Source organism: Burkholderia sp. Ac-20384 (assembly GCF_017104605.1).
Lineage (GTDB): Bacteria > Pseudomonadota > Gammaproteobacteria > Burkholderiales > Burkholderiaceae > Burkholderia > Burkholderia lata.
This window is the reverse complement of the sequence record NZ_JAAGPE010000065.1, coordinates 21,936-41,544: the sequence shown is the minus strand read 5'-3', so window position 1 is coordinate 41,544 and position 19,609 is coordinate 21,936. Positions and strand designations below refer to the sequence as shown.

The following is a 19,609-nucleotide window of genomic DNA, read 5'->3' as shown; positions in this document are numbered from 1 at the left end:
GCTACCTGCCGCAGCCGACACAGGCGCAGTGGAGCGCGACGCCGCCGGCCAACACCGGCGACGCGATCGCCGAAGGCCACCGGCTCGGCGGCGCGCTCGCGCTGATGGCACACGTGTGGGGCGCGCCGACGGTCGGTGTCGCGGGCGAGGAGAAGCAGCGCGCGCTGTTCGTCGAACGCAACCTGCCGGGCTGCGTGATCGTGAACAGCCTCGGCAAGCGCTTCGTCAACGAAGCCGCGCCGTATTCCGAATTCGTGCCGGCGATGTATCGCGACCATGCGCGCACCGGTGCGAGCGTGCCCGCCTGGATGGTGTTCGACGCGCGGTTTCGCCGCAAGTATCCGTGCGGGCCGATCATGCCGGCGTCGATGATGCCCGATTCGCGGATTCCGGCCGCGTTCCGTGACGTGATCGTGAAGGCCGACACGATCGACGCGCTCGCCGCGCGCATCGGCGTCGATGCGGCCGGCCTGCATGACACGCTGCGCGACATGGCGCGCTATGCAGTCACCGGGATCGACGAAGCGTTCGGCAAGGGCGACAACCTGTTCGACACGTACTACGGCGATCCGCAGAACAAGCCGAACCCGTGTCTCGGGCCGGTCGACCAGGCACCGTTCTACGCGGTGCGGATCGACGCGGGCGACATCGGCACGAAGGGCGGGCTCGTCACCGACGTGCACGCCCGCGTGCTGCGCGCCGACGGCGAGCCGATCGACGGCCTCTATGCGATCGGCAACACCAGCGCATCGATGATGGGCGCGAGCTACCCCGGCGCGGGCTCGACGCTCGGTCCGGCGATGACCTTCGGGTATCTCGCCGCCGACCACCTGGCTGCTCGCGCAGCCGACGCCGGCGGGCAGCCCGCCCGGCCATCCACGACTGAATTAGACGGAGTCCGATCATGAGCGATCTCACCACCCATCCGCTGCGCACCGACATGCTGCTCGCGATGCGCCGCCTCGCGCGCTCCGTCACGGTCATCAGCAGTGCGCACGACGGCCGGCGCTACTCGATGTCCGCGACGGCGGTCGATTCGCTGTCGACCGAGCCGCCTTCGCTGCTGATCTGCATCAACCGCAACGCGTCGCTGTATCCGCCGCTCGACGCGGGCGCCGGGTTCTGCGTGAACGTGTTGTCGGCGGCCCACGAAGGCATCGCGATCGACTGCAGCGGCCGCCTGAAGGGCGAGGCGCGCTTCACGACCGGCGACTGGCATACGTCGGCGCTCGGCGTGCCGTATCTGCGCGACGCGCAGGCGAGCCTCGTGTGCGAGCAGGACGGCCGCTTCGAATACGGCACGCATACGGTGTTCATCGGGCGTATCCGCGAAGTGCTGATGAGCGGCGACGTCGATCCGCTCGTCTATCTCGACGGTGCCTACACGACGCCCGGTGCGCCGGTGGCCCGTGCGGCTGCGTGACGTGAGGAGCCGGCCATGAGCGATTCGCGCTTCCATCGGCTGACCGTTGCCGAAGTGATTGCCGAAAGCGACGACGCGTGCTCGTTCGTGTTCGACGTGCCGGCCGCGTTGCGCGATGCCTTCGCGTACCGGCCCGGTCAGTTCCTGACGCTGAACGTGCCGTGCGCGGATGCGACCGTCGCGCGCTGCTATTCGCTGTCGAGCGCGCCCGGCATCGACGCCGCGCCGAAGATCACCGTCAAGCGTGTACGCGACGGCCGTGCGTCGAACTGGCTGTGCGACCGCGTGAAGGCGGGCGACGCGCTCGACGTGCTGCCGCCGGCCGGCGTGTTCACGCCGCGCACGCTCGACGGCGACCTGCTGCTGTTCGCGGGCGGCAGCGGTATCACGCCGGTGCTGTCGATCCTGAAATCGGCGCTCGTGCACGGGCGCGGGATGCTGACGCTGATCTATGCGAACCGCGACGAACGCTCGGTGATTTTCCGCGCGGAACTGCAGCAGCTCGCACAGCGCCATCCGGGCCGCGTGCGCGTGATCCACTGGCTCGACAGCGTGCAGGGCATCCCGCAACAGCGCCATCTCGAGGAACTCGCGCGGCCGTTCAGCCAGCAGGAGACGTTCATCTGCGGGCCCGCGCTGTTCATGGAGAACGCGCTGGCCGCGATGCTCGGCCTCGGGCTGCCGCGGGCGCGGGTACATGTCGAGCGGTTCGCATCGCTGCCCGATGCGCCGGCACCGGCGGCGTCGGATACGACGGTGTCAAGCGTCGCAGCGGCGGCTTCGGCATCCGGCGACGGCGCAACGATCGAGACGGTGCTCGACGGCGACGCGTTCGCATTCGACAGCGCCCCCGGCGAAACGCTGCTCGACGCGATGCTGCGCGCGGGCGTACCGGCGCCGAATTCCTGCCGAATGGGGCAATGCGGCGCGTGCATGTGCCGGATCGAGCGTGGCGAGGTCGCGCTCGACAGCAACCACGTGCTCGACGACGACGAGATCGCGGCCGGGTGGACGCTCGCCTGTTGCGCGCGGCCCGCGAGCGATGCGCTGCGCGTGGTGTTTCCCGACTGAGCCGTCGCGCGCCGGCGGCGCGCACGGCCATCCTGATCTATGACGATGGACAACGAAATCCTGACCACGCCCGCGCTGATCGCGCGGGCAGCCGCGCGCCACGGCGCGCATCCGGCGATCGAGACGGAGCATGGCCGGCTGACTTACGCGGAACTCGACGCGGCCCGCGTCGACGCGGCCCGCGCGCTGCTCGCGAGCGGCATCGCGGCCGGCGACCGCATCGCGGTGTGGGCGCCGAACCTGCCGGAATGGATCGTCGCGGCGCTGGCGATCCACACCGTCGGCGCGATCCTCGTGCCGGTCAATACGCGGATGAAGGGGATGGAGGTGGGCGGCATCCTGCACGACGGCGGCGCGCGGCTGCTGTTCTGCTGCGGCACCTTCCTCGGCGAATCCTATCCGGCGATGCTTGCGCCGCACCGGCCCGCGACGCTCGAGCGCGTCGTCGTGTTCGACGGCGAGCCGCCTTCAGGCGCGTACGACGAAACCTGGAACGCGTTCCTCGCGCGCGGCGCCGAGGTGTCGCTGGCTGCGGTGCGCGAACGCGAGGCACAGGTGACGCCCGACACCGTGATGGACCTGATGTTCACGTCCGGCACGACCGGCCGCCCGAAGGGCGTGATGACCGCGCACGGCCAGAACCTGCGCGCCGCACAGGCGTGGGCGGCGATCGCGGGCGTGCGCGCCGACGACCGCTACCTGATCGTGAATCCGTTCTTCCACACGTTCGGCTACAAGGCCGGCTGGCTCGCCGCGCTGTCGAGCGGCGCGACCGTGCTGCCGCATCTCGTGTTCCAGCCGGCCGACGTGCTGCGCCGCGTCGCCGACGACCGCGTCTCGGTGCTGCCCGGCCCGCCGACGCTGTACTACGCGCTGCTCGACGCGCCCGATCGCGCGACGCGCGACCTGTCGTCGCTGCGGATCGCGGTGACGGGCGCGGCGGCGATCGCGCCGAGCCTGATCGAGCGGATGCGCGCGGAGCTCGGTTTCGAGACGGTGCTGACCGGCTACGGGCTGACCGAATCGTGCGGCTTCGCGACGCTGTGCCGCCATGGCGACGATGCGGAGACGGTCGCCTATACGTCGGGCCGGCCGATGCCGGATGTCGAGCTGCGCATCGCGGGGCCGGGCGGTGAACCACTCGGGCCGGACGAGACCGGCGAGATCTGGGTGCGCGGCTACAACGTGATGCGCGGCTACTTCAACCAGCCGGACGCGACGCGCGAGACGGTCGATGCCGATGGCTGGCTGCATACGGGCGATCTCGGCTGCGTCGATGCGAACGGCAACCTGAAGATCACCGACCGCATCAAGGACATGTTCATCGTCGGCGGCTTCAACTGCTATCCGGCGGAGATCGAGCGGCTGCTTGCCGCGCATCCGGCGATTGCGCAGGTGGCGCTGGTCGGCGTGCCCGATACGCGGCTCGGGGAAGTCGGGCATGCGTATGTCGTATTGCGGCCGGGCGCGCAGGCGGACGCCGACGCACTGAACGACTGGGCGCGCCGCAACATGGCGAACTACAAGGTGCCGCGGCATTTCACGTTCGTCGAGCAACTGCCGACGAGCGCGGCCGGCAAGGTGCTGAAGTACCGCCTGCGGGCGGGGACCGAGGCGGCGGCCTGAGCGCCGCCGCGACACACGAACGGGATGAACGCATGAACGACAACGGATTTCCGCAGGGCGCGGTGCTGGTGTTCGGTGGTAGCGGCGGGATCGGGCAGGGCGTCGCGCTCGAGTTTGCGCGGGCCGGCGTGCCGGTCGCGGTGGGTTACCGCAGCAAGGCCGACGTGGCCGAGCGCGTCGCACGCGACATTCGCGGCGAAGGCGTCGCGGCCACCACGCACTGCGTGGACGTGACCGATCCCGCCCAGGTCGACGCCGCGCTCGCGGCCGCGATCGACGCGCATGGCCGTGTGCATACGGTCGTCTGGGCGGCCGGGCCGTTCGTGAACCAGCGTCACATCGGCGACATGACGCACGACGACTGGCGCCGCGCGATCGACGTCGAGACGGTCGGATTCTTCGTGGCGGCGAAGGCGACGTTGCCGCACTTCCGCGCGTCGGGCGGCGGATCGTTCGTGACGCTCGGGTCGGCCGGGCACCTGCGCTGGCCCGATCGCGACGGATTGTCGGTCGCGCCGAAGGCGGCGAACGAGGCGCTGGTCAAGGGGCTGGCACGCGAGGAGGGGCGTTACGACATTCGCGCGAATTCGATCCTGGTCGGCGTGATCGAGGCCGGGATGTTTCCGGTGTTGCTCGAACAAGGGCAGTTCGACCAGGCGTGGATCGACGAGACGCAGAAGATGCTTGCGCTCAAGCGCTGGGGAAAGGCGCACGACGTCGGGCGGGCGGCGGTGTTCCTGGCGTCGGACCGGGCCAATTACATCACCGGGCAGCAGTTGAATGTGTCGGGCGGGTACGGGTTGTAGCCGTCCCGGCAGCACAACCAGGGGATTTGACATCATGACGTCGTGACGTCATGATGTCTCTATGAACTCCGACTTCGGCAACGCGCCGCTCTATACGAAGGTCGAGGCCGCTCTGGCCCTCGAAATCTCGACGTCCGACCTGCCGCCGGGCAGCCAGCTTCCTCCCGAGGAGCGCCTGATCGAGCGGTTCGGCGTCAGCCGGACGACCGTGCGCAAGGCGATCGAAAACCTCGTCGCGCGCGGCCTCGTCGAAATCCGGCGCGGGAAAGGCACGTTCGTCGCCGAACCGAAGATCACGCAGGAACTGACCGAGCTGACCGGCTTCGTCGAGGACATGCATGCACTCGGGCGCACGCCGACCGCGCGGCTCGTCGATCGCCAGGTCGTCGAAGCCGGCGCCGACGTCGCGCGGCAGCTCGCGCTGCCGCCGGGCACCGCGGTCATGCGCATTCGCCGCGTGCGCCTGGCCGACGGCATCGCGGTCTCCTTCGACGAAACCTACCTGCCGCGCGAGCTCGGCGAGAAGATCGTCGCGCACGATCTGGAGGCGGAGCCGATTTTCTCGTTGCTCGAGGAGCGTTACGACGTGCCGCTCGTCGACGCCGAGTACCGGCTCGAAGCCGTCGCGGCGCCGCCGGAGGTTGCGCAGGCGCTCGCGATCGCGCCCGGCAGCCCGGTCTTCCTGATCGAACGGACGTCGCATACGCACGCGCACCAGCCCGTGGATTTCGAAAAGCTTTACTACCGCGGCGACCTCATCCGCTTCGTCACGCGCCTGAGCCGGCGCGCGGGCGAGCGTTCGTAACGGGGCGGGCCGGCATGCAAGCGTTGTGGCTGTTCGTCGCCGCGTTCGGTGCCAGTGCGCTCGGCGGCGTGCTGGGGATGGCGAGTGGCATCTTCGTCGTGCCGCTGCTCACGCTGCTGTTCGGTGTGAGCATCCAGACGGCGATCGGCGCGAGCATCGTGTCGGTGATCGCCTGCTCGTGCAGCGGCGCGGCATCGTTCCTGAAAGGGCGGCTCGTCAATATTCGGCTTGCGATCGTGCTCGAAACGGCCACCACGTTCGGCGCGCTCGCGGGCGTGTTGTTGATCGGCCGTGTGCCGACTTCGTTCCTGTACGCGTTGTTCGCGGTCATCCTCGTCGTGTCCGCGAAGCAGATGCTGGCGCGGCGTCACGAAACGCTCGCCGACGGCCCGCCCGATGCCGCGAGCTGGGCAAGCACCCTCCGTCTGCATGCGAGCTTTCCCGATCCGGCATCCGGCCGGGAGATCGGCTATCAGGTCGGGCGGGTGCCGTTCGGCATGGCGTTGATGGTTGGCGCGGGCCTGATTTCCGCGCTGCTCGGCATCGGCTCCGGCGTGCTGAAGATTCCCGCGATGGATACCGCGCTGCGGTTGCCGATCAAGGTGTCGTCGGCCACATCGAATTTCATGATCGGCGTGACGGCAGCGGCGAGTGCGGGCGCCTATTTCGCGCGCGGCGACATCGACATCCGTCTTGCCGGCCCGATCGCGCTCGGCTCGGTGATCGGCGCGATCGTCGGTGCGCGGTTGCTGATCCGCTTGCCGGCCGACAAGCTGCGGGTCTTTTTCGTCGTCGTGCTGCTGTTGCTCGCGATCGACATGCTCCTGAGTGCGCTGGGTGTTCATGCGCCGGGCGGGGCGGGATGACGCGCATCGTCGATGGCGTCGAGCGCCGCGATCGGGCAGTCGCGCTGCTGCTGCGGGTTGGCACGGTGTGCGCGTGCGGGCTGATCGCGGTCGGGATGCTGCTGGGGGCGGGCGGCAGCGCATTCGCACCGGCCGGCCACGCGTTCGCGAAGGCCGGTGTCGCGCTGTTCATCCTGTTGCCGGTTGCGCGCGTTGCGTTGCTCCTCGGGCTGTTCGTGCGCGAGCGCGACCGGACCTATGCGCTGCTGTCGCTGCTCGTGCTGGCGATCATCGCGGCCGGCGTGATCGTCGGCGTGCGCGGGTGAGCGGCAGGCGCTCACGCCAGGACAGTCCTTCCACGGAATGAATCGGGCGGCGCCGCGCCGCTCGCGTCATCGCAGCGCGAACAGGGTTCGCAATTTCCCCAGATCCGCGTTCAGCCACGCGATGACGTCCGTCTGCCGGCTGCGCAGGCTCCACAGCAAATCGACCGCCTTCAGGAATGCGGAGCGCTGATATTCGTGCGGCAGCACGTACAGCTCGCCATTGCCTTCGTCCGCGAGCAGGTGCTCCGGGATGAACGCCCAGCCGAGGCCCTTCTTCACGAGGTCGACGAGCTGCGCCTGGTTCTCGATGTGCCACATGATCTCGGTGTATCGCCCGAACACCGAGCCGCTCTCCGCATCGCGATCGGCCGCGCGCAACTGGCGCACCTGCGCGAGATCGCGATTGCTGACGGCCTTCAGCGCCGCGAGCGGATGGCTGCGGGCGGCGACCGGCACGAACTGCACGTGGCCGAGCGTCGTCGCGCCGAATTCGACCGGCGTCGCCTCGACCGTTGCCGCGATGCAGATGTCGAGTGCGCCGTGCTTCAGCAGCGCGGCTGCGTCGGCACTGTTCGGCTGCAGCAGTTCGAGCTGAAGCTCCGGGAAGCGTTGCTCGAGTTCCAGGCACAGCAGATGGACGGCCGTCTGCGGCAGGATCGGATCGATGCCGAGCCACAAGCCGGTGCCCGCGCCCGCCCGCGAGGCTGTACGCCTTGCGTTCGAGTGTCGCTGCCGCGTTCAGCGTGGCCTGCGCGAAGCCGAGCAGCACCTCGCCCTCGGCCGTCAGTGACACTTGATGAAGATCACGATCGAACAGGCGGACGCCGAGATCGGCCTCGAGATTGGCGAGCGCCGTGCTCACCGTCGATTGCGCCTTGCCGAGCCGCCGCGCGGCAGCCGACAACCCGCCGTGCTTGGCGATTGCGATGAAGATCGCGAGATGATCGAGCGTCATGTTGGTTATCGATAAATTCGATTACGGTCAATTATGCCATTCGATAGGCCGGCCGTAGGATGGCGTCGCGAAAAGCGATTCGAACGATTCGACAACCAAGGAGACGAGATGCGCGCAACCCAGCGTTCGGTATTCGACTGGATCGACAGCCACACGACCGAGCTGTCCGACTGGCACCAGGTGATCTGGCATTTCGCGGAACCGGCGTTCCGCGAGTACAAGTCCAGCGCCTGGTATGTGGAACAACTCCGGGCGGCCGGCTTCGACGTCGAGGCAGGCAGCGGCGGCATGCCCACCGCGTTCGTCGCGACGTTCCGGCAGGGCGAAGGCCCGACGGTCGCGACCTACGCGGAATACGACGCGGTGCCCGGCAACTGCCAGGCCGCGTCGACGCGGCGCGAGCCGCGCGGCCACCTGTCGCGCTTTGCACCCGGCCACACGGATCCGCATTCGGCGCTCGGCATCAGCGCACTCGGCGGCCTGCTGGCCGCGAAGGACGCGATGGTGCGCCACGGGCTGCAGGGCACGCTGAAGTTCTTCGGCGAACCGGCGGAGAAGCTGCGCGCGTCGAAGCCGATCCACGCGGCAAAGGGCTATTACGACGGCCTCGACGCGGCGGTCAGCTTCCATCCGACCTACCTGCTGCCGCTGTGCAATACGACGGTGTGGGATACGCATTGCGGGGTGGGTTACAACTACATCTACACCTTCACGTGCGACGATCCGCAGAACTGGATCGCGTCGGACAAGCTGAGCCCGATTCCGCAGAATCATCTGGCCGCGCGCGCACCGGGCGCGAACGACGCGCTGATCCATTTCTACCAGCTCAACGAAGGGCTGCGCCGCTCGATGCTGCCGGCCACCGGGCTGTGGAGCTTCAACGAGGCGATCCTCGTCGCGGGGCAGGCGACCGCCGACAACCTGCCGCCGCACATCGCGCAGATCAACTTCATGGTGCGCACCGATTCGGTCGAGCAGGCCGAAACCATCAGCGCAATCATGGACCAGAACGCCGAGGCCGCAGCGCAGGCAACCCACTGCAAATGGAAGAAGACGTGGGTCAGCAAGTCGCGCGGCGGTCTGCCGAACCATGCGCTCGCGCGGGCGACCTACGCGAACCTGGAACGCGCCGGCGCGCCGCGCTGGAACGGCGATGCAATCGGCATCGCACAGGAAATCCAGCGCAACCTCGGTATCGACGCGATGGCCGAGCCGTTCCTGCCGGTGACCGAGCAACTGATCGATCCGGAGGACTGCGAAGTCGCACTGCGCAAGCAGATGCCGTCCTGGCAGAAGTACATGACATCCGACGACTACACCGAATACACGTGGCACTGCCCGACGGTGCGGCTCTATGTGGCCCGGCCGATGCTGAAGGCGCCGCCGGGTTTCGTGTATCCGGACTGGGTGGCCAACGCGCTCGGCGGCATCCGCGAGACGATCGACCCGATGATCGTCAGTGCGTCGAAGACGATCGGCGCGACGCTCGTCGACCTGCTCGAGGACCGCGACCTGCTGCGTGCGGCGCAGGCCGAATTCGCGCAGCGCACGGAGGGCGGCGTGGGCGGGCACGCGTGGGAAGCACCGATGCTCGATGCGGATTTCCGCGTGCCGCACCAGTATCGCTGGCCCGAGTACGTGACGACCGTGCGCGGCGAGGAATGGACCATCCCGTACCGCGACGACGAGTAACGCGCCACCCGATCCGTCAACGCATTCATTCGAACGATTCCAATGACCCGATCGGCCGCGGGCAACGCGGCCGTCGCAGGAGACAAGACATGGAACATGTCGCCCAGGCATCGCATCCGTCGGCCATCGAAGGCCGCTCGATCGACTATGTGCCGAAACACGAACGGAGTGCGAAACTCCGTCACCAGGGACCGTTCTGGTTCGTCGGCAATTTTCATTTTCTGACCGTTTCGATCGGTTTCGTCGGCCCCGCGATGGGGCTGTCGGCCGGCTGGACGACGCTCGCCGGCGCGCTCGGCATCATGTTCGGCACGGTGTTCATGGCGTTCCACGGCTCGCAGGGGCCCGAGATGGGGCTGCCGCAGATGATCCAGTCGCGCGCGCAGTTCGGTTACCGCGGCGTCGTGCTCGCGCTGGTGGCCGCGTTGTTCGTGTTCTTCGGCATCAACGTCGTGAACGTCGCGCTGATCGTCGAAGGCGTGCACAACATTCTCGGCTATGACTCGAAGCCGGTCGGCCTCGTCGCCATCGCGATCGGCGCGCTGCTGGCGATCTACGGGCACGACGCGATGCATCGCGCGTTCAAGTGGTCGCTGTATGCGACGCTGCCCGTCTACGTGATCGTGACGGTGCTGGCGATGACGCACGCGGGCGGCGGCGCGGCGGGCACGCCGATGCCGAACCTCGGCTTCAACTGGGTCGCGTTCCTCACGCAGTTCGCGGTATCGGCCAGCTACAACATCGGCTACGCGCCGTACGTGTCGGACTACACGCGTTACCTGCCGGCCGATACGAGGCGCAAGCCGCTGATCGCGGCGGTGTTCGTCGGCGCATCGCTGTCCGGTGCATGGATGATCGCGCTCGGTGCGTCGCTCGCGCAGTCGCTGTCCGCGACGAACGTGCTGTCGGCGATCTATGGGCTCGGCAACGCGACGGCGCCCGGGTTCGGCGCGCTGCTCGTGACCGTGGCCGTCGTCGGGTTCGTGCCGATCATCGCGCTGAACACGTACAGCGCGACGCTGACCGTGCTGACCGGGGCCGATTGCCTGAAGCCGATGACCCCGGGCCGCCGTGCGCGCGTGACGACGATCGTCGCCATCAGCGTGCTGCTTGGCGTGTGCATCCTGATGCTGAAAGGCGGCGGGCTGAACCTGCTGAACCTGTTCCTGACGACGCTGCTGTACTTCCTCGTGCCCTGGACGGCGGTGAACCTGGTCGACTACTTCTTCGTCCGCAAGGGGCATTACGTGATCCCGCATTTCTTCCGCCCCGATGGCATCTACGGTTCCTGGCAGGCGACCGGGATCGCCGCCTACCTGATCGGCTTCGCCGCGATGATTCCGTTCTTCAGCATCTTCGATCCGTCCACCGGCAAGGCGGTGTTCGTCGGCTTCATCGCGCAGCGGCTGCACGAGATCGACATTGCGTGGCTCGTCGGGTTGATCGTGTCGGGCGGCGTGTATTACCGGTTGTCCCGCAAGCTCGATCTCGTGGCGGAAAGGGCGCTGGTCCGCGCGCACGAGTCGGTTTGAGCGGCTGGCCGGGCAGCACCCGCCGGCATCCGTATTCACCCTGCATTGCCACGCGCAATTGCGCATCGGCCTCGCGCCCGACGGGCGCGAGGTCACATCCTTGCAACGTATTCGTCGATGTATTGCGCCGCACGCCCGTGACGGCCACGACGACGCGCAGGCGCCGACGGCCGTCCCGCCTCGTTCGACACGCATTGCGGCACCGATGCGCGACACATCGGATCCCGTGTTGCGGCCTGGTCTGCCGAATAAGGATGCGTACCTGAAACATTTCCTCCGATGACACGCCGTGTGACTGGCCGTGTCTTGCGATGACGCTTGTCCCGCTTCGGTTTGCACCGCATGGCACGCGCTTTGCGGTTGACGCCGTGCCGCCGGTGCAAACGAAACACGCAACAACGATGAACGCATCGGCGGCACGCAACGACATCGAAACAAACGGGGAATCGGATCGGGGCGTGGGCGCTGCCAGGAGCGGCGTACCTGCCGCGCATGTCGTATCGGTCATGCGCACGGGGGCAACGCGTTCCCGATCCGTAGAACAGCAAGCGTGCTTGCGAGGTGTCGTGCCGGGGGGCGCATTACGCAGGGCGGCGCAGGCCGCATGCGTTGGGGAGGCGCGCCCGGCACATGTCGGGGGAGGCGCCCGTGAAAATGACGGTGAACCAATGGGCAGCGGTCGCGGTGATGTGTGCCGCGAGCGCGCACGCGCAGGAGATCTACCTGCAGGGTGGTACGCAGGGCGTCGGCATCGGCGCGGCAGTGAGCTTCAATTCGATGCTGGGCGCGCATGCGGACTTCAATGCGATCGATCTTTCGCATGACTTCACGGTGGCCGGCAATCGCTACCAGGACGACCTGAAGCTGCGCCAGGGCGGCCTGTACGCGGACATCTTTCCGTGGCGAGGCAGCGGCTTCCGGGCGACGCTCGGCCTGCGCTTCAACGACGACGATCTCCGCGGCGTATCGGTGCCGACCAACGGCACCTATGTGTTCGGCGGCAAGCGCTATCCGGCGATGCCGGGGATGTACGCGGTGGCGGAAGCGCGCTATCCGACCGTGATGCCGTACTTCGGGATCGGCTACGGGCACCGGCCGGCGTCGAAAGGGCTGGGATTCGTTGCCGATCTCGGCGTGGCGTACGGGATACCGAAATGCTCGTACACGCTGTCGCCGGAACTGGCAGCCGCGGCCGGGCCGGCGAAGAGCCAGATCCTGGCCTCGAGCGGGCTGGATTCGCTGCAGCAGGTGATGTCGCGCTATCGGTGGTACCCGGTGCTGCAGATCGGGATTTCGTATCGGTTCTGAGTGGTGCGGCTGGCGTCGCGTGTGTTCGGGAGCGCGACGCCGGCCTCGCCGATACAGGCCGGGCAGCGGCTGTTGGCACGACCGCCGACTGACGACCGACGCGCGCACCGCGCGCGGAGGCGGTGACTGCCGCCGCTTCGCTGCGGTTTGCGTGCGCCTCCGCGAGCGGTGGTGAATGGCCGTTCGGCCGTCTTTCCCGCTGCTCCGATCCGGCTTACCTTGCAGACAGCAATTCGACCCGTCGGGCGAGTGGCGCATGCCGAGACAATTCATGCGGCCCGTTGCCGTTCGCCGACGCCAATCACCGTCCTCCTTCCGTCGATGGCGATGATAGCAATGATTGCAATTCGCCCTCGTGGCGCTAACGTTGATATCAAACCCGGATGGAGGAACTCATGGCAAATCTACTGGTGCGTAACGTGGATGACAGTATCGTTCAGAGCTTGCGCGAGCAGGCTGCGGCAAATGGCAGGAGTGCCGAGGCCGAACATCGGGCCATCCTGGCCGATGCGCTCGGCCGGCCGAAGCGAAAGACATTCGCGCAAGTGCTGATGAGCATGCCCGATGTTGGCGACGACGCGGATTTTCAACGTGTTCAGGATTCCGGCGAGGCCAGGCGTGTATTTGATTGAAACATTCGATCGTCCGGAAACCCTTGTCGCACAAGGGAGTGTTTAGAATCTGTTCAGAATTCGATAAGAACCCACCTTCAGCCGAATAGGTTCGATTCCTCGAGCATCTGCGTAGGTTTCGGCCGACATGTCCGACATGTGGCCGAGCAAAGCCTTCGTATCGACGTTTCCCTGCTTGTCGTACAGCCGCTTGGAGAGGCTCCGGATCTCGTGGAACGACGGTGCGTTCTCATCCGGGATCAGGAAACCATCGATGCTCATCTCGATGAGGTTGTCACTCCGATCGTCGCGAGCTACAACGCGGTCAACGACTACGTGAATGACTGCCGGGCCCATCCGGAAAATCACCCGGAGGGGTGTAATGGTGTCTAGCCGAGGGAGGAATCACGTTCGTGGCTCGACCGCGATGATCAAAGCATACCTGCGTAGTATCAGGAGTTACCCGGGCTTGTAAGCGTGGACGGCGTCAATGACCGATGGAGCAGCCAAGTTGCGGCAGACTGCTCATCGGCCAGTCAGCAATGACGTTCGACGTCGCCCACACTTTGATAACGGCAATACTCTACAGAACTGGTGCAGCTACGGGTGAATTGGCGGTTTGGCGCGATATCGAGTCCGACTTTCAGGGACCGGTTACGGTCCAGGAAAATGTCGGATGGCCGACGTTGTCACCACTAATCGTCGGGCTGCCGACGTTAAAAAATCCCGCAGTGTTGCCCTCCACCGATCCAGACCCATAATTGGCGGCGCCGACGGGATTGTGCCAGTTGAGCTGAACGTTGGTTGCGTCCGGGCATCTCTTGTACACAGTGTCGAGTATGTCAAAGCGAGCCGACCCGCTTAGGTCCCCGCTGTCGAGTGAGTTGGTGAATATGAGAGTATCGTTCGGCCGAAGATAGGCGGGCGGATAATCTCCCGACCAGTAATCACCGCTCCCGCTTAATGAATGGAGGACGAGTATGTATTGTGTATTGTTCGTAAGTTGAATAGTGTTTGACTTGCTCATTTAAGTGCCCTTTTAAAGATATGTAAAGGGCTGCTGTTTTGTTGGCAAGCCCCGATGGCATTAAAACCTGTGAGCGAGTGGCGTGAAACTGGTAGAGTTGACAGTAAATTTGATCATTATAATGGTCGAAATCAATTTCTAAGAGTTACTGGTTTGTGTTGGCGAAGTAGGGTGATCTGGGTTTGAAATATCGACTTGCAAAATGAGAGTATTCGGATTTTCTGAAATAAATCCAATCATCGTTTCATCTTGTCAGGCAAAGTGAAGCCAACGTCGAGGGTGTGAACGCCATGAACAATCTATGCCAGGACGATTTATGGTCTAGCGCGTTGAGCTATAAATATTGTTGTGCAATGAGTGCGGCCTACGTTTTAGGCTTTGCTTTTGTTGCATGCTCGTGAGTGGCAGGGTGTTCTACTCGTTCGCGAGCCCGCTTTACCTGTCCGTCGTGACGGTTGCTGAACTTCGCCGCGGCGTCGACCTGATCCGTCATCGCGGCGATCATCCCCAGGCGTCGGCGCTCGAGGCCTGGATGGCGACGATCCTGTCCGGCTATGCGCCGAACATCCTGCCGGTCGACATCGAGATCAGCCAGATGTGGGGGCATTTGCGCGTGCCCGACCCGACGCACGAAATCGACAAGCTGATCGCGGCCACCGCGCTGATCAACGATCTCACCGTTGTCACGCGCAACGTTGCGGATTTCGCCCGCACCGGCGTCCGGCTGCTGAACCCGTTCGACTGACCCGGGTTGCCGCGCTGCGGCAATCCGCACCTGCTCCCCGTCTCGTCCCGTACGCATAGCCCGTCCCGCCGGGCTTGCGCGCGCGCCCGCGCCGCTCCAATTCCCCGCCGCCTCTCGTCCCAACAGACGATGTAACGCCACCCCCGACCGGCCAGAATCCTTTCACGAACAACGGATTCTGAACCAGGAGGAGGCCGACATGATCGATGTCCGTGCGCTTGGCTATGTCGTCGTCGAGGCGACGCGCGTCGATGCGTGGCGCCGCTACGCGGAAGACGTGCTGGGCATGCAGGCGCTCGACGCGCCCGACGGCGCGTTGTACCTGAAGATGGACGAGCGCGATTTCCGCTACGTGATCGTCCCCGGCTCGACCGACCGCTATTTCGCGTCGGGCTGGGAACTGCCTGACGGCGCCGCATTCGACGCCGCGCTTGCTGCGCTGCAGCGTGCGGGCGTCGAGCCGGTGCGCGCCACCCGCGACGAAGCCGCGCTGCGCCGCGTGCAGGCGATGGCGTGGTGCACCGACCCGTCCGGCAACCGCCACGAACTGTACTGGGGCGCGCGCTGCGACTTCCGCCGCTTCGTGTCGCCGCTGGGTGTCTCGCACTTCGTCACCGGCGACATGGGGCTCGGCCACGCGGTGCTGCCCGCGCCGCAGTTCGATGCGACCGACGCGTTCGTGCGCGGCGTGCTCGGCTTCGAGCTGTCCGACATCTATCGCGTGAAGTTCACGCCCGATCCGGCTGAACCGGAGAAGCGCATCCACTTCATGCACTGCCGCAATGCGCGCCATCACAGCCTCGCGCTGTTCGAGATGGCCGTGCCGTCGGGCTGCGTGCACGTGATGGCGGAAGTCGACTCGATGGACGAAGTGGGGCGCGCGCTCGATCGCGTGGCCACGCACGACGTGAAGATGTCCGCGACGCTCGGCCGCCACTGCAACGACCAGATGATCTCTTTCTACATGAAGACCCCCGGTGGCTTCGATCTCGAATACGGCTTCGGCGGCCTCACGGTCGACTGGTCGAAGCACGCGGTGTTCGAGGCCACCAAGGTGAGCCAGTGGGGCCACGATTTCAGCATCGGATACCGGTAAGCCAGCACGATGACGATGAAACCTCTCGACAAGACGATGTCCGCGCGCGACGTGGTCGCGCAACTCGCCGACGGCATGACGATCGGCATCGGCGGATGGGGGCCGCGGCGCAAGCCGATGGCACTGGTGCGCGAGATCGCGCGCTCGAACCTGAAGGACCTGACGATCGTCGCGTACGGCGGCGCCGATGTCGGCCTGCTGTGTGCGGCGGGCAAGGTGCGCAAGGTGGTGTTCGGCTTCGTGTCGCTCGACGTGATTCCGCTCGAACCGCATTTCCGCCGCGCCCGTGAGCAGGGCCGCGTCGACGTGCTCGAGCTCGACGAAGGGATGCTGCAGCTCGGCCTGCGCGCGGCCGCCGCGCGACTGCCGTTCCTGCCGACCCGCGCCGGGCTCGGCACCGCGCTGCTCGATCACGCGCCGCAACTGCGCACCGTGCAATCGCCGTACGACGACGGCGAAACGCTGCTCGCGATGCCCGCGATCGAACTCGACGTCGCACTGCTGCACGTGAACACGGCCGACCGGATGGGCAACACGCGCATCGACGGCCCCGATCCGTTCTTCGACGCGTGGATGGCGCGTGCCGCACAGCGTTGCTACGTGTCGTCGGAAACGGTCGACGCATCGCTCGCGAGCGAGGACCTCGATGCCGCCAAACGCAATCCGTTCGAGCGCTCGCTCGTCAGCGGTGTCGTCCATGCGCCGGGCGGCGCGCACCCGACGTCGTGCGGGCCGGCTTACGGCTGGGACCTGCCGCACCTGCGCGCGTACTGCGCCAGCGCGGAAGACGACACGACAACGACGGCGTACCTGCGCGACGTGGTCGGCCAGGACGAACGCCAGTATCTCGAAGGCGTCGGCGGCCTGTCGCACGTGACGACGCTGCCGTTGCCGATTCTGTAAAGGAGCGCCTGTGAGCGAATCTCTCGACCATTCCCTCGCGGAACTGATGATCGTCGCGTCCGCGCGACTCTGGCGCGACGACGGCGAAGTGCTGGCGACCGGCATCGGCACGGGCCCGCGGCTCGCGGCCGGCCTCGCGCGGCTCGCGTACAACAACGGGCTGATGCTGACCGACGGCGAAGCGTATCTCGTCGAGGAGCCGGTGCCGCTTGGGCCGCGCCCCGACGGTTATCGCGTGAAGGCGAGCGGCTGGATGACCTACGAGCGCGTGTTCGACTGCCTGTGGCATGGCCGCCGTCATGCGCTCGTGATGCCGACGCAGATCGACCGGTTCGGCCAGGCCAACATCTCGTGGCTCGGCGACGACTACACGCGCCCGAAAACCCAGCTGCTCGGCGCACGCGGCTTCCCCGGCAACACGACGAATCACGCGAACTCGTTCTTCGTCAGCGGCCACGGCAAGCGCACGTTCGTCGAGAACGAAGTCGACATGGTGTGCACGGTCGGCTACAACCCGGCGCGCCGGTTGCCCGGAATGAAGACTTTCGTCGACCTGCGCAGCATCGTCACCGACCTGTGCGTGATGGATTTCGGCGGGCCCGACCACGCGATCCGCGTGCGTTCGCTGCATCCGGGCGTGAGCTTCGACGAGGTGCAGGACGCGACGGGCTTCCCGTTGATCGCGGCGCCGGATATCGGCACGACGGCTCCGCCGAACGCGGAAGACCTGCGCATCGTGCGCGCGCTCGATCCGCACAACCTGCGCGCGACGATCGTGCGCAACAATCCGGCGCCGCGCCGGGGATGAGGTCCGAAATGGAAGCGACCCAGGTGACCTTCGGCGACGGTGTCGTCGACTACGCGGTCGAGTATGGCATCGCGACGATCACGATGAACCGTCCCGAGTATCACAACGCGCAGAACTCGAAGATGACGTATGCGCTCGACGCGGCGTTCCGGCGCGCGGCGCACGACGACGCGGTAAAGGCGATCGTGCTCGCGGGTGCCGGCAAGCATTTCTCGGCGGGCCACGACATCGGCACGCCGGGCCGCGACATCCACGAGTCGTTCGACCGCGCATCGCTGTGGTACGACCACGTCGACAAGGAAGGCGGCGAATTCCTCTATGCACGCGAGCAGGAGGTGTACCTCGGGATGTGCCGGCGCTGGCGCGACCTGCCGAAGCCGACGATCGCGATGGTGCAGGGCGCGTGCATCGCCGGCGGGCTGATGCTCGCGTGGGTGTGCGACCTGATCGTCGCGTCCGAGGATGCGTTCTTCGCCGATCCGGTCGTGCGGATGGGGATTCCGGGCGTCGAGTATTTCGCGCATGCGTACGAGCTGAACCCGCGCATCGCGAAGGAATTCCTGTTCCTCGGCGAGCGGATGCCGGCCGAGCGTGCGTACCAGATGGGGATGGTCAACCGCGTGGTGCCGCGCGAGCGGCTGCGCGACGCGACCTACGCGATCGCCGCGAAGATCGCGACGATGCCGCGCCTCGGACTCACGCTGACCAAGCAGGCGCTGAACCACGTCGAGGAACTGCAAGGCAAGCGCGCGGCGATGGATGCGGCGTTCGCATGGCATCACTTTGCGCATGCGCACAACGAGCTGGTGAGCGGCGACCGCCTCGGCGGCTACGACGCGCGCAGCATGGCCAGCTCGCAGCGCCAGCCGAACGGCGCGGACCGCAGCGACGCGCAGGCGCAGGCACCGGTTGCCGTCAACGGAGCCGCCGCATGAGCACGACGCTGCATACGCCGTTGTGCGACCTGCTCGGCTGTCGCTACCCGATCGTGCAGACCGCGATGGGCTGGGTGGCCGATGCACGGCTCGTCGCGGCCACCAGCAACGCTGGCGGTTTCGGCTTCCTGGCCGGCGCGACGCTCGAACCGGAGCAGGTCGAGGCCGAGATCCTGAAAGTGAAGTCGCTGACGGACCAGCCGTTCGGCATCAATTTCCACATGTTTCAGAAGAACGCGCAGCAGGTCGTCGAGCTGGCGATCAAGCACCGGCTGCGCGCGGTGAGCTACGGTCGCGGGCCCGATGCGAAGACGATCCGCCGCTTCAAGGATGCCGGCATCGTCTGCATGCCGACGGTCGGTGCGCCGAAGCATGCGGCGAAAGCGGTCGAACTCGGCGCGGACATCGTCACCGTGCAGGGCGCGGAGGGCGGTGGCCACACCGGCTCGGTGCCCACCACGCTGCTGTTGCCGAAGGTGCTGGACGCGGTGCGGGTGCCGGTGGTCGCGGCCGGCGGGTTCTTCGACGGACGCGGGCTGGCTGCCGCGCTCGCGTACGGCGCGGCCGGCATCGCGATGGGCACGCGCTTCCTGATGAGCGCCGAATCGCCGGTGCCGCGCGAGACGCTCGAGCGCTACGTCGCGGTCGGCGACCCGGCGCGCATCCGCGTATCGGACGCGCTCGACGGGCTGCCGCAACGGATGATCGACAACCCGTACCTGCTGAAGCTCGAACGTTTCGGCCCGTTGCGCCGCACGTGGTTCGCATTGAAGACCGCCGAAGCATGGCGCCGCCAGAACGGCCTGAGCACGGGCGACATGCTCGGCCTCGCGATCAAGGCGCTGCGCTCGCACGACTACACCGCAAGCCAGACGCTGATGGCCGCGAACGCGCCGTTCCTGATCCAGCGCGCGATCGTCGAGGGCCGCCCCGATGAAGGCGTGCTGCCGAGCGGCCAGGCGGCCGCGATGATCGGCGCGATCGAAACGTGCGACGCGTTGATCGCGCGGATCGTCGCGGAAGCCGGCGAGCGGCTCGACGCACTGGCCGCGCTGCGCGGCGCGCCGGCCGCACAGGCGGCGTGAACACAATCAC

General features: G+C 66.7%; 21 protein-coding genes. 19 read left to right on the top strand and 2 right to left on the bottom strand.

All coding sequences use genetic code 11. The features are described from left to right. From G3O00_RS15180 to G3O00_RS15145, 8 genes are all read left to right on the top strand, one after another. A partial coding sequence (locus G3O00_RS15180) for an FAD-binding protein (RefSeq protein WP_206143468.1) occupies positions 1-908 on the top strand: 908 nt, incomplete at its 5' end. Further along, positions 905-1,423, top strand: a complete 519-nt coding sequence (locus G3O00_RS15175) for a flavin reductase family protein (RefSeq protein ID WP_206143467.1) — start codon at positions 905-907, stop codon at positions 1,421-1,423. The genes G3O00_RS15180 and G3O00_RS15175, both read left to right, overlap by 4 nt. A 15-nt stretch (positions 1,424-1,438) precedes the next feature. After that, positions 1,439-2,494: a ferredoxin--NADP reductase gene (locus G3O00_RS15170; RefSeq protein WP_206143466.1), complete on the top strand. Its 1,056-nt coding sequence runs from the start codon at positions 1,439-1,441 to the stop codon at positions 2,492-2,494. 39 nt (positions 2,495-2,533) lie between these two features. After that, positions 2,534-4,120 carry a FadD3 family acyl-CoA ligase gene (locus G3O00_RS15165; RefSeq protein ID WP_277399274.1) on the top strand — a complete coding sequence of 529 codons (1,587 nt, stop codon included), beginning with the start codon at positions 2,534-2,536 and terminating at the stop codon, positions 4,118-4,120. A gap of 32 nt (positions 4,121-4,152) precedes the next feature. Then, the gene (locus G3O00_RS15160; protein WP_206143464.1) at positions 4,153-4,926 is read left to right on the top strand and encodes an SDR family oxidoreductase; all 774 of its coding nucleotides are present in this window, start codon (positions 4,153-4,155) and stop codon (positions 4,924-4,926) included. A 61-nt stretch (positions 4,927-4,987) separates the two neighbouring features. After that, positions 4,988-5,731 (top strand): GntR family transcriptional regulator, encoded by a 744-nt coding sequence (locus G3O00_RS15155; protein ID WP_206143463.1) that lies wholly within the window; start codon positions 4,988-4,990, stop codon positions 5,729-5,731. A 14-nt stretch (positions 5,732-5,745) separates the two neighbouring features. Further along, positions 5,746-6,597 carry a sulfite exporter TauE/SafE family protein gene (locus G3O00_RS15150; RefSeq protein ID WP_206143462.1) on the top strand — a complete coding sequence of 284 codons (852 nt, stop codon included), beginning with the start codon at positions 5,746-5,748 and terminating at the stop codon, positions 6,595-6,597. Further along, positions 6,594-6,902, top strand: coding sequence for a DUF1634 domain-containing protein (locus G3O00_RS15145; protein ID WP_174929482.1), 309 nt, complete (start codon positions 6,594-6,596; stop codon positions 6,900-6,902). The genes G3O00_RS15150 and G3O00_RS15145 overlap by 4 nt, the downstream gene beginning before the upstream one ends. 66 nt (positions 6,903-6,968) lie before the next feature. On the opposite strand, the gene G3O00_RS15140 is transcribed toward G3O00_RS15145, so the two are convergent. Beyond that, positions 6,969-7,580: a substrate-binding domain-containing protein gene (locus tag G3O00_RS15140; protein WP_206143461.1), complete on the bottom strand. Its 612-nt coding sequence runs from the start codon at positions 7,578-7,580 to the stop codon at positions 6,969-6,971. A 118-nt stretch (positions 7,581-7,698) separates the two neighbouring features. On the opposite strand from G3O00_RS15140, the gene G3O00_RS43365 reads away from it, so the two are divergent. The 5 genes from G3O00_RS43365 to G3O00_RS15115 all read left to right on the top strand — a co-directional run bounded on the left by G3O00_RS43365 (position 7,699) and on the right by G3O00_RS15115 (position 13,021). Continuing rightward, a complete protein-coding gene (locus G3O00_RS43365; protein WP_241025153.1) occupies positions 7,699-7,872 on the top strand; it encodes a hypothetical protein in 174 nt (57 codons plus the stop codon). A 93-nt stretch (positions 7,873-7,965) separates the two neighbouring features. Beyond that, complete coding sequence (locus G3O00_RS15130; protein WP_206143460.1) at positions 7,966-9,549, top strand: amidohydrolase; 1,584 nt, start codon at positions 7,966-7,968, stop codon at positions 9,547-9,549. An 89-nt stretch (positions 9,550-9,638) separates the two neighbouring features. Further along, a complete protein-coding gene (locus G3O00_RS15125; RefSeq protein WP_206143459.1) occupies positions 9,639-11,081 on the top strand; it encodes a cytosine permease in 1,443 nt (480 codons plus the stop codon). A 630-nt stretch (positions 11,082-11,711) separates the two neighbouring features. Continuing rightward, positions 11,712-12,389, top strand: coding sequence for a hypothetical protein (locus G3O00_RS15120; RefSeq protein WP_206143458.1), 678 nt, complete (start codon positions 11,712-11,714; stop codon positions 12,387-12,389). A 395-nt stretch (positions 12,390-12,784) separates the two neighbouring features. Then, positions 12,785-13,021, top strand: coding sequence for a DNA-binding protein (locus tag G3O00_RS15115; protein WP_039351245.1), 237 nt, complete (start codon positions 12,785-12,787; stop codon positions 13,019-13,021). A gap of 42 nt (positions 13,022-13,063) precedes the next feature. Here G3O00_RS15115 and G3O00_RS15110 read toward each other — a convergent pair whose 3' ends face one another. Next, complete coding sequence (locus tag G3O00_RS15110; RefSeq protein ID WP_206143457.1) at positions 13,064-13,357, bottom strand: hypothetical protein; 294 nt, start codon at positions 13,355-13,357, stop codon at positions 13,064-13,066. 1,067 nt (positions 13,358-14,424) lie between these two features. Between G3O00_RS15110 and G3O00_RS15105 the strand changes: the two genes are divergently transcribed. The 6 genes from G3O00_RS15105 (at position 14,425) to G3O00_RS15080 (ending at position 19,599) form a co-directional block, all read left to right on the top strand. Further along, positions 14,425-14,772, top strand: coding sequence for a type II toxin-antitoxin system VapC family toxin (locus G3O00_RS15105; RefSeq protein ID WP_244273108.1), 348 nt, complete (start codon positions 14,425-14,427; stop codon positions 14,770-14,772). 199 nt (positions 14,773-14,971) lie between these two features. Then, positions 14,972-15,868 carry a VOC family protein gene (locus G3O00_RS15100; protein WP_011355035.1) on the top strand — a complete coding sequence of 299 codons (897 nt, stop codon included), beginning with the start codon at positions 14,972-14,974 and terminating at the stop codon, positions 15,866-15,868. 9 nt (positions 15,869-15,877) lie between these two features. Next, positions 15,878-16,771: a CoA transferase subunit A gene (locus tag G3O00_RS15095; protein WP_206143456.1), complete on the top strand. Its 894-nt coding sequence runs from the start codon at positions 15,878-15,880 to the stop codon at positions 16,769-16,771. A gap of 10 nt (positions 16,772-16,781) precedes the next feature. Further along, positions 16,782-17,579: a ketoacid CoA transferase gene (locus G3O00_RS15090; RefSeq protein ID WP_206143455.1), complete on the top strand. Its 798-nt coding sequence runs from the start codon at positions 16,782-16,784 to the stop codon at positions 17,577-17,579. An 8-nt stretch (positions 17,580-17,587) separates the two neighbouring features. Then, entirely contained in the window at positions 17,588-18,514 is a 927-nt protein-coding gene (locus tag G3O00_RS15085; RefSeq protein ID WP_206143454.1) for an enoyl-CoA hydratase, read from the top strand. Then, positions 18,511-19,599 (top strand): nitronate monooxygenase, encoded by a 1,089-nt coding sequence (locus tag G3O00_RS15080; protein WP_174929472.1) that lies wholly within the window; start codon positions 18,511-18,513, stop codon positions 19,597-19,599. The genes G3O00_RS15085 and G3O00_RS15080 overlap by 4 nt, the downstream gene beginning before the upstream one ends. Positions 19,600-19,609 lie beyond the last annotated feature (10 nt).

Bases quoted from the DNA above. Each gene is read 5' to 3' on its own strand.
- G3O00_RS15175 (WP_206143467.1), top strand. From the start codon at position 905: ATGAGCGATCTCACCACCCATCCGCTGCGCACCGACATGCTGCTCGCG.
- G3O00_RS15170 (WP_206143466.1), top strand. From the start codon at position 1,439: ATGAGCGATTCGCGCTTCCATCGGCTGACCGTTGCCGAAGTGATTGCC.
- G3O00_RS15165 (WP_277399274.1), top strand. From the start codon at position 2,534: ATGACGATGGACAACGAAATCCTGACCACGCCCGCGCTGATCGCGCGG.
- G3O00_RS15160 (WP_206143464.1), top strand. From the start codon at position 4,153: ATGAACGACAACGGATTTCCGCAGGGCGCGGTGCTGGTGTTCGGTGGT.
- G3O00_RS15155 (WP_206143463.1), top strand. From the start codon at position 4,988: ATGAACTCCGACTTCGGCAACGCGCCGCTCTATACGAAGGTCGAGGCC.
- G3O00_RS15150 (WP_206143462.1), top strand. From the start codon at position 5,746: ATGCAAGCGTTGTGGCTGTTCGTCGCCGCGTTCGGTGCCAGTGCGCTC.
- G3O00_RS15145 (WP_174929482.1), top strand. From the start codon at position 6,594: ATGACGCGCATCGTCGATGGCGTCGAGCGCCGCGATCGGGCAGTCGCG.
- G3O00_RS43365 (WP_241025153.1), top strand. From the start codon at position 7,699: ATGAAGATCACGATCGAACAGGCGGACGCCGAGATCGGCCTCGAGATT.
- G3O00_RS15130 (WP_206143460.1), top strand. From the start codon at position 7,966: ATGCGCGCAACCCAGCGTTCGGTATTCGACTGGATCGACAGCCACACG.
- G3O00_RS15125 (WP_206143459.1), top strand. From the start codon at position 9,639: ATGGAACATGTCGCCCAGGCATCGCATCCGTCGGCCATCGAAGGCCGC.
- G3O00_RS15120 (WP_206143458.1), top strand. From the start codon at position 11,712: ATGTCGGGGGAGGCGCCCGTGAAAATGACGGTGAACCAATGGGCAGCG.
- G3O00_RS15115 (WP_039351245.1), top strand. From the start codon at position 12,785: ATGGCAAATCTACTGGTGCGTAACGTGGATGACAGTATCGTTCAGAGC.
- G3O00_RS15110 (WP_206143457.1), bottom strand. From the start codon at position 13,357: ATGGGCCCGGCAGTCATTCACGTAGTCGTTGACCGCGTTGTAGCTCGC.
- G3O00_RS15100 (WP_011355035.1), top strand. From the start codon at position 14,972: ATGATCGATGTCCGTGCGCTTGGCTATGTCGTCGTCGAGGCGACGCGC.
- G3O00_RS15095 (WP_206143456.1), top strand. From the start codon at position 15,878: ATGACGATGAAACCTCTCGACAAGACGATGTCCGCGCGCGACGTGGTC.
- G3O00_RS15085 (WP_206143454.1), top strand. From the start codon at position 17,588: ATGGAAGCGACCCAGGTGACCTTCGGCGACGGTGTCGTCGACTACGCG.
- G3O00_RS15080 (WP_174929472.1), top strand. From the start codon at position 18,511: ATGAGCACGACGCTGCATACGCCGTTGTGCGACCTGCTCGGCTGTCGC.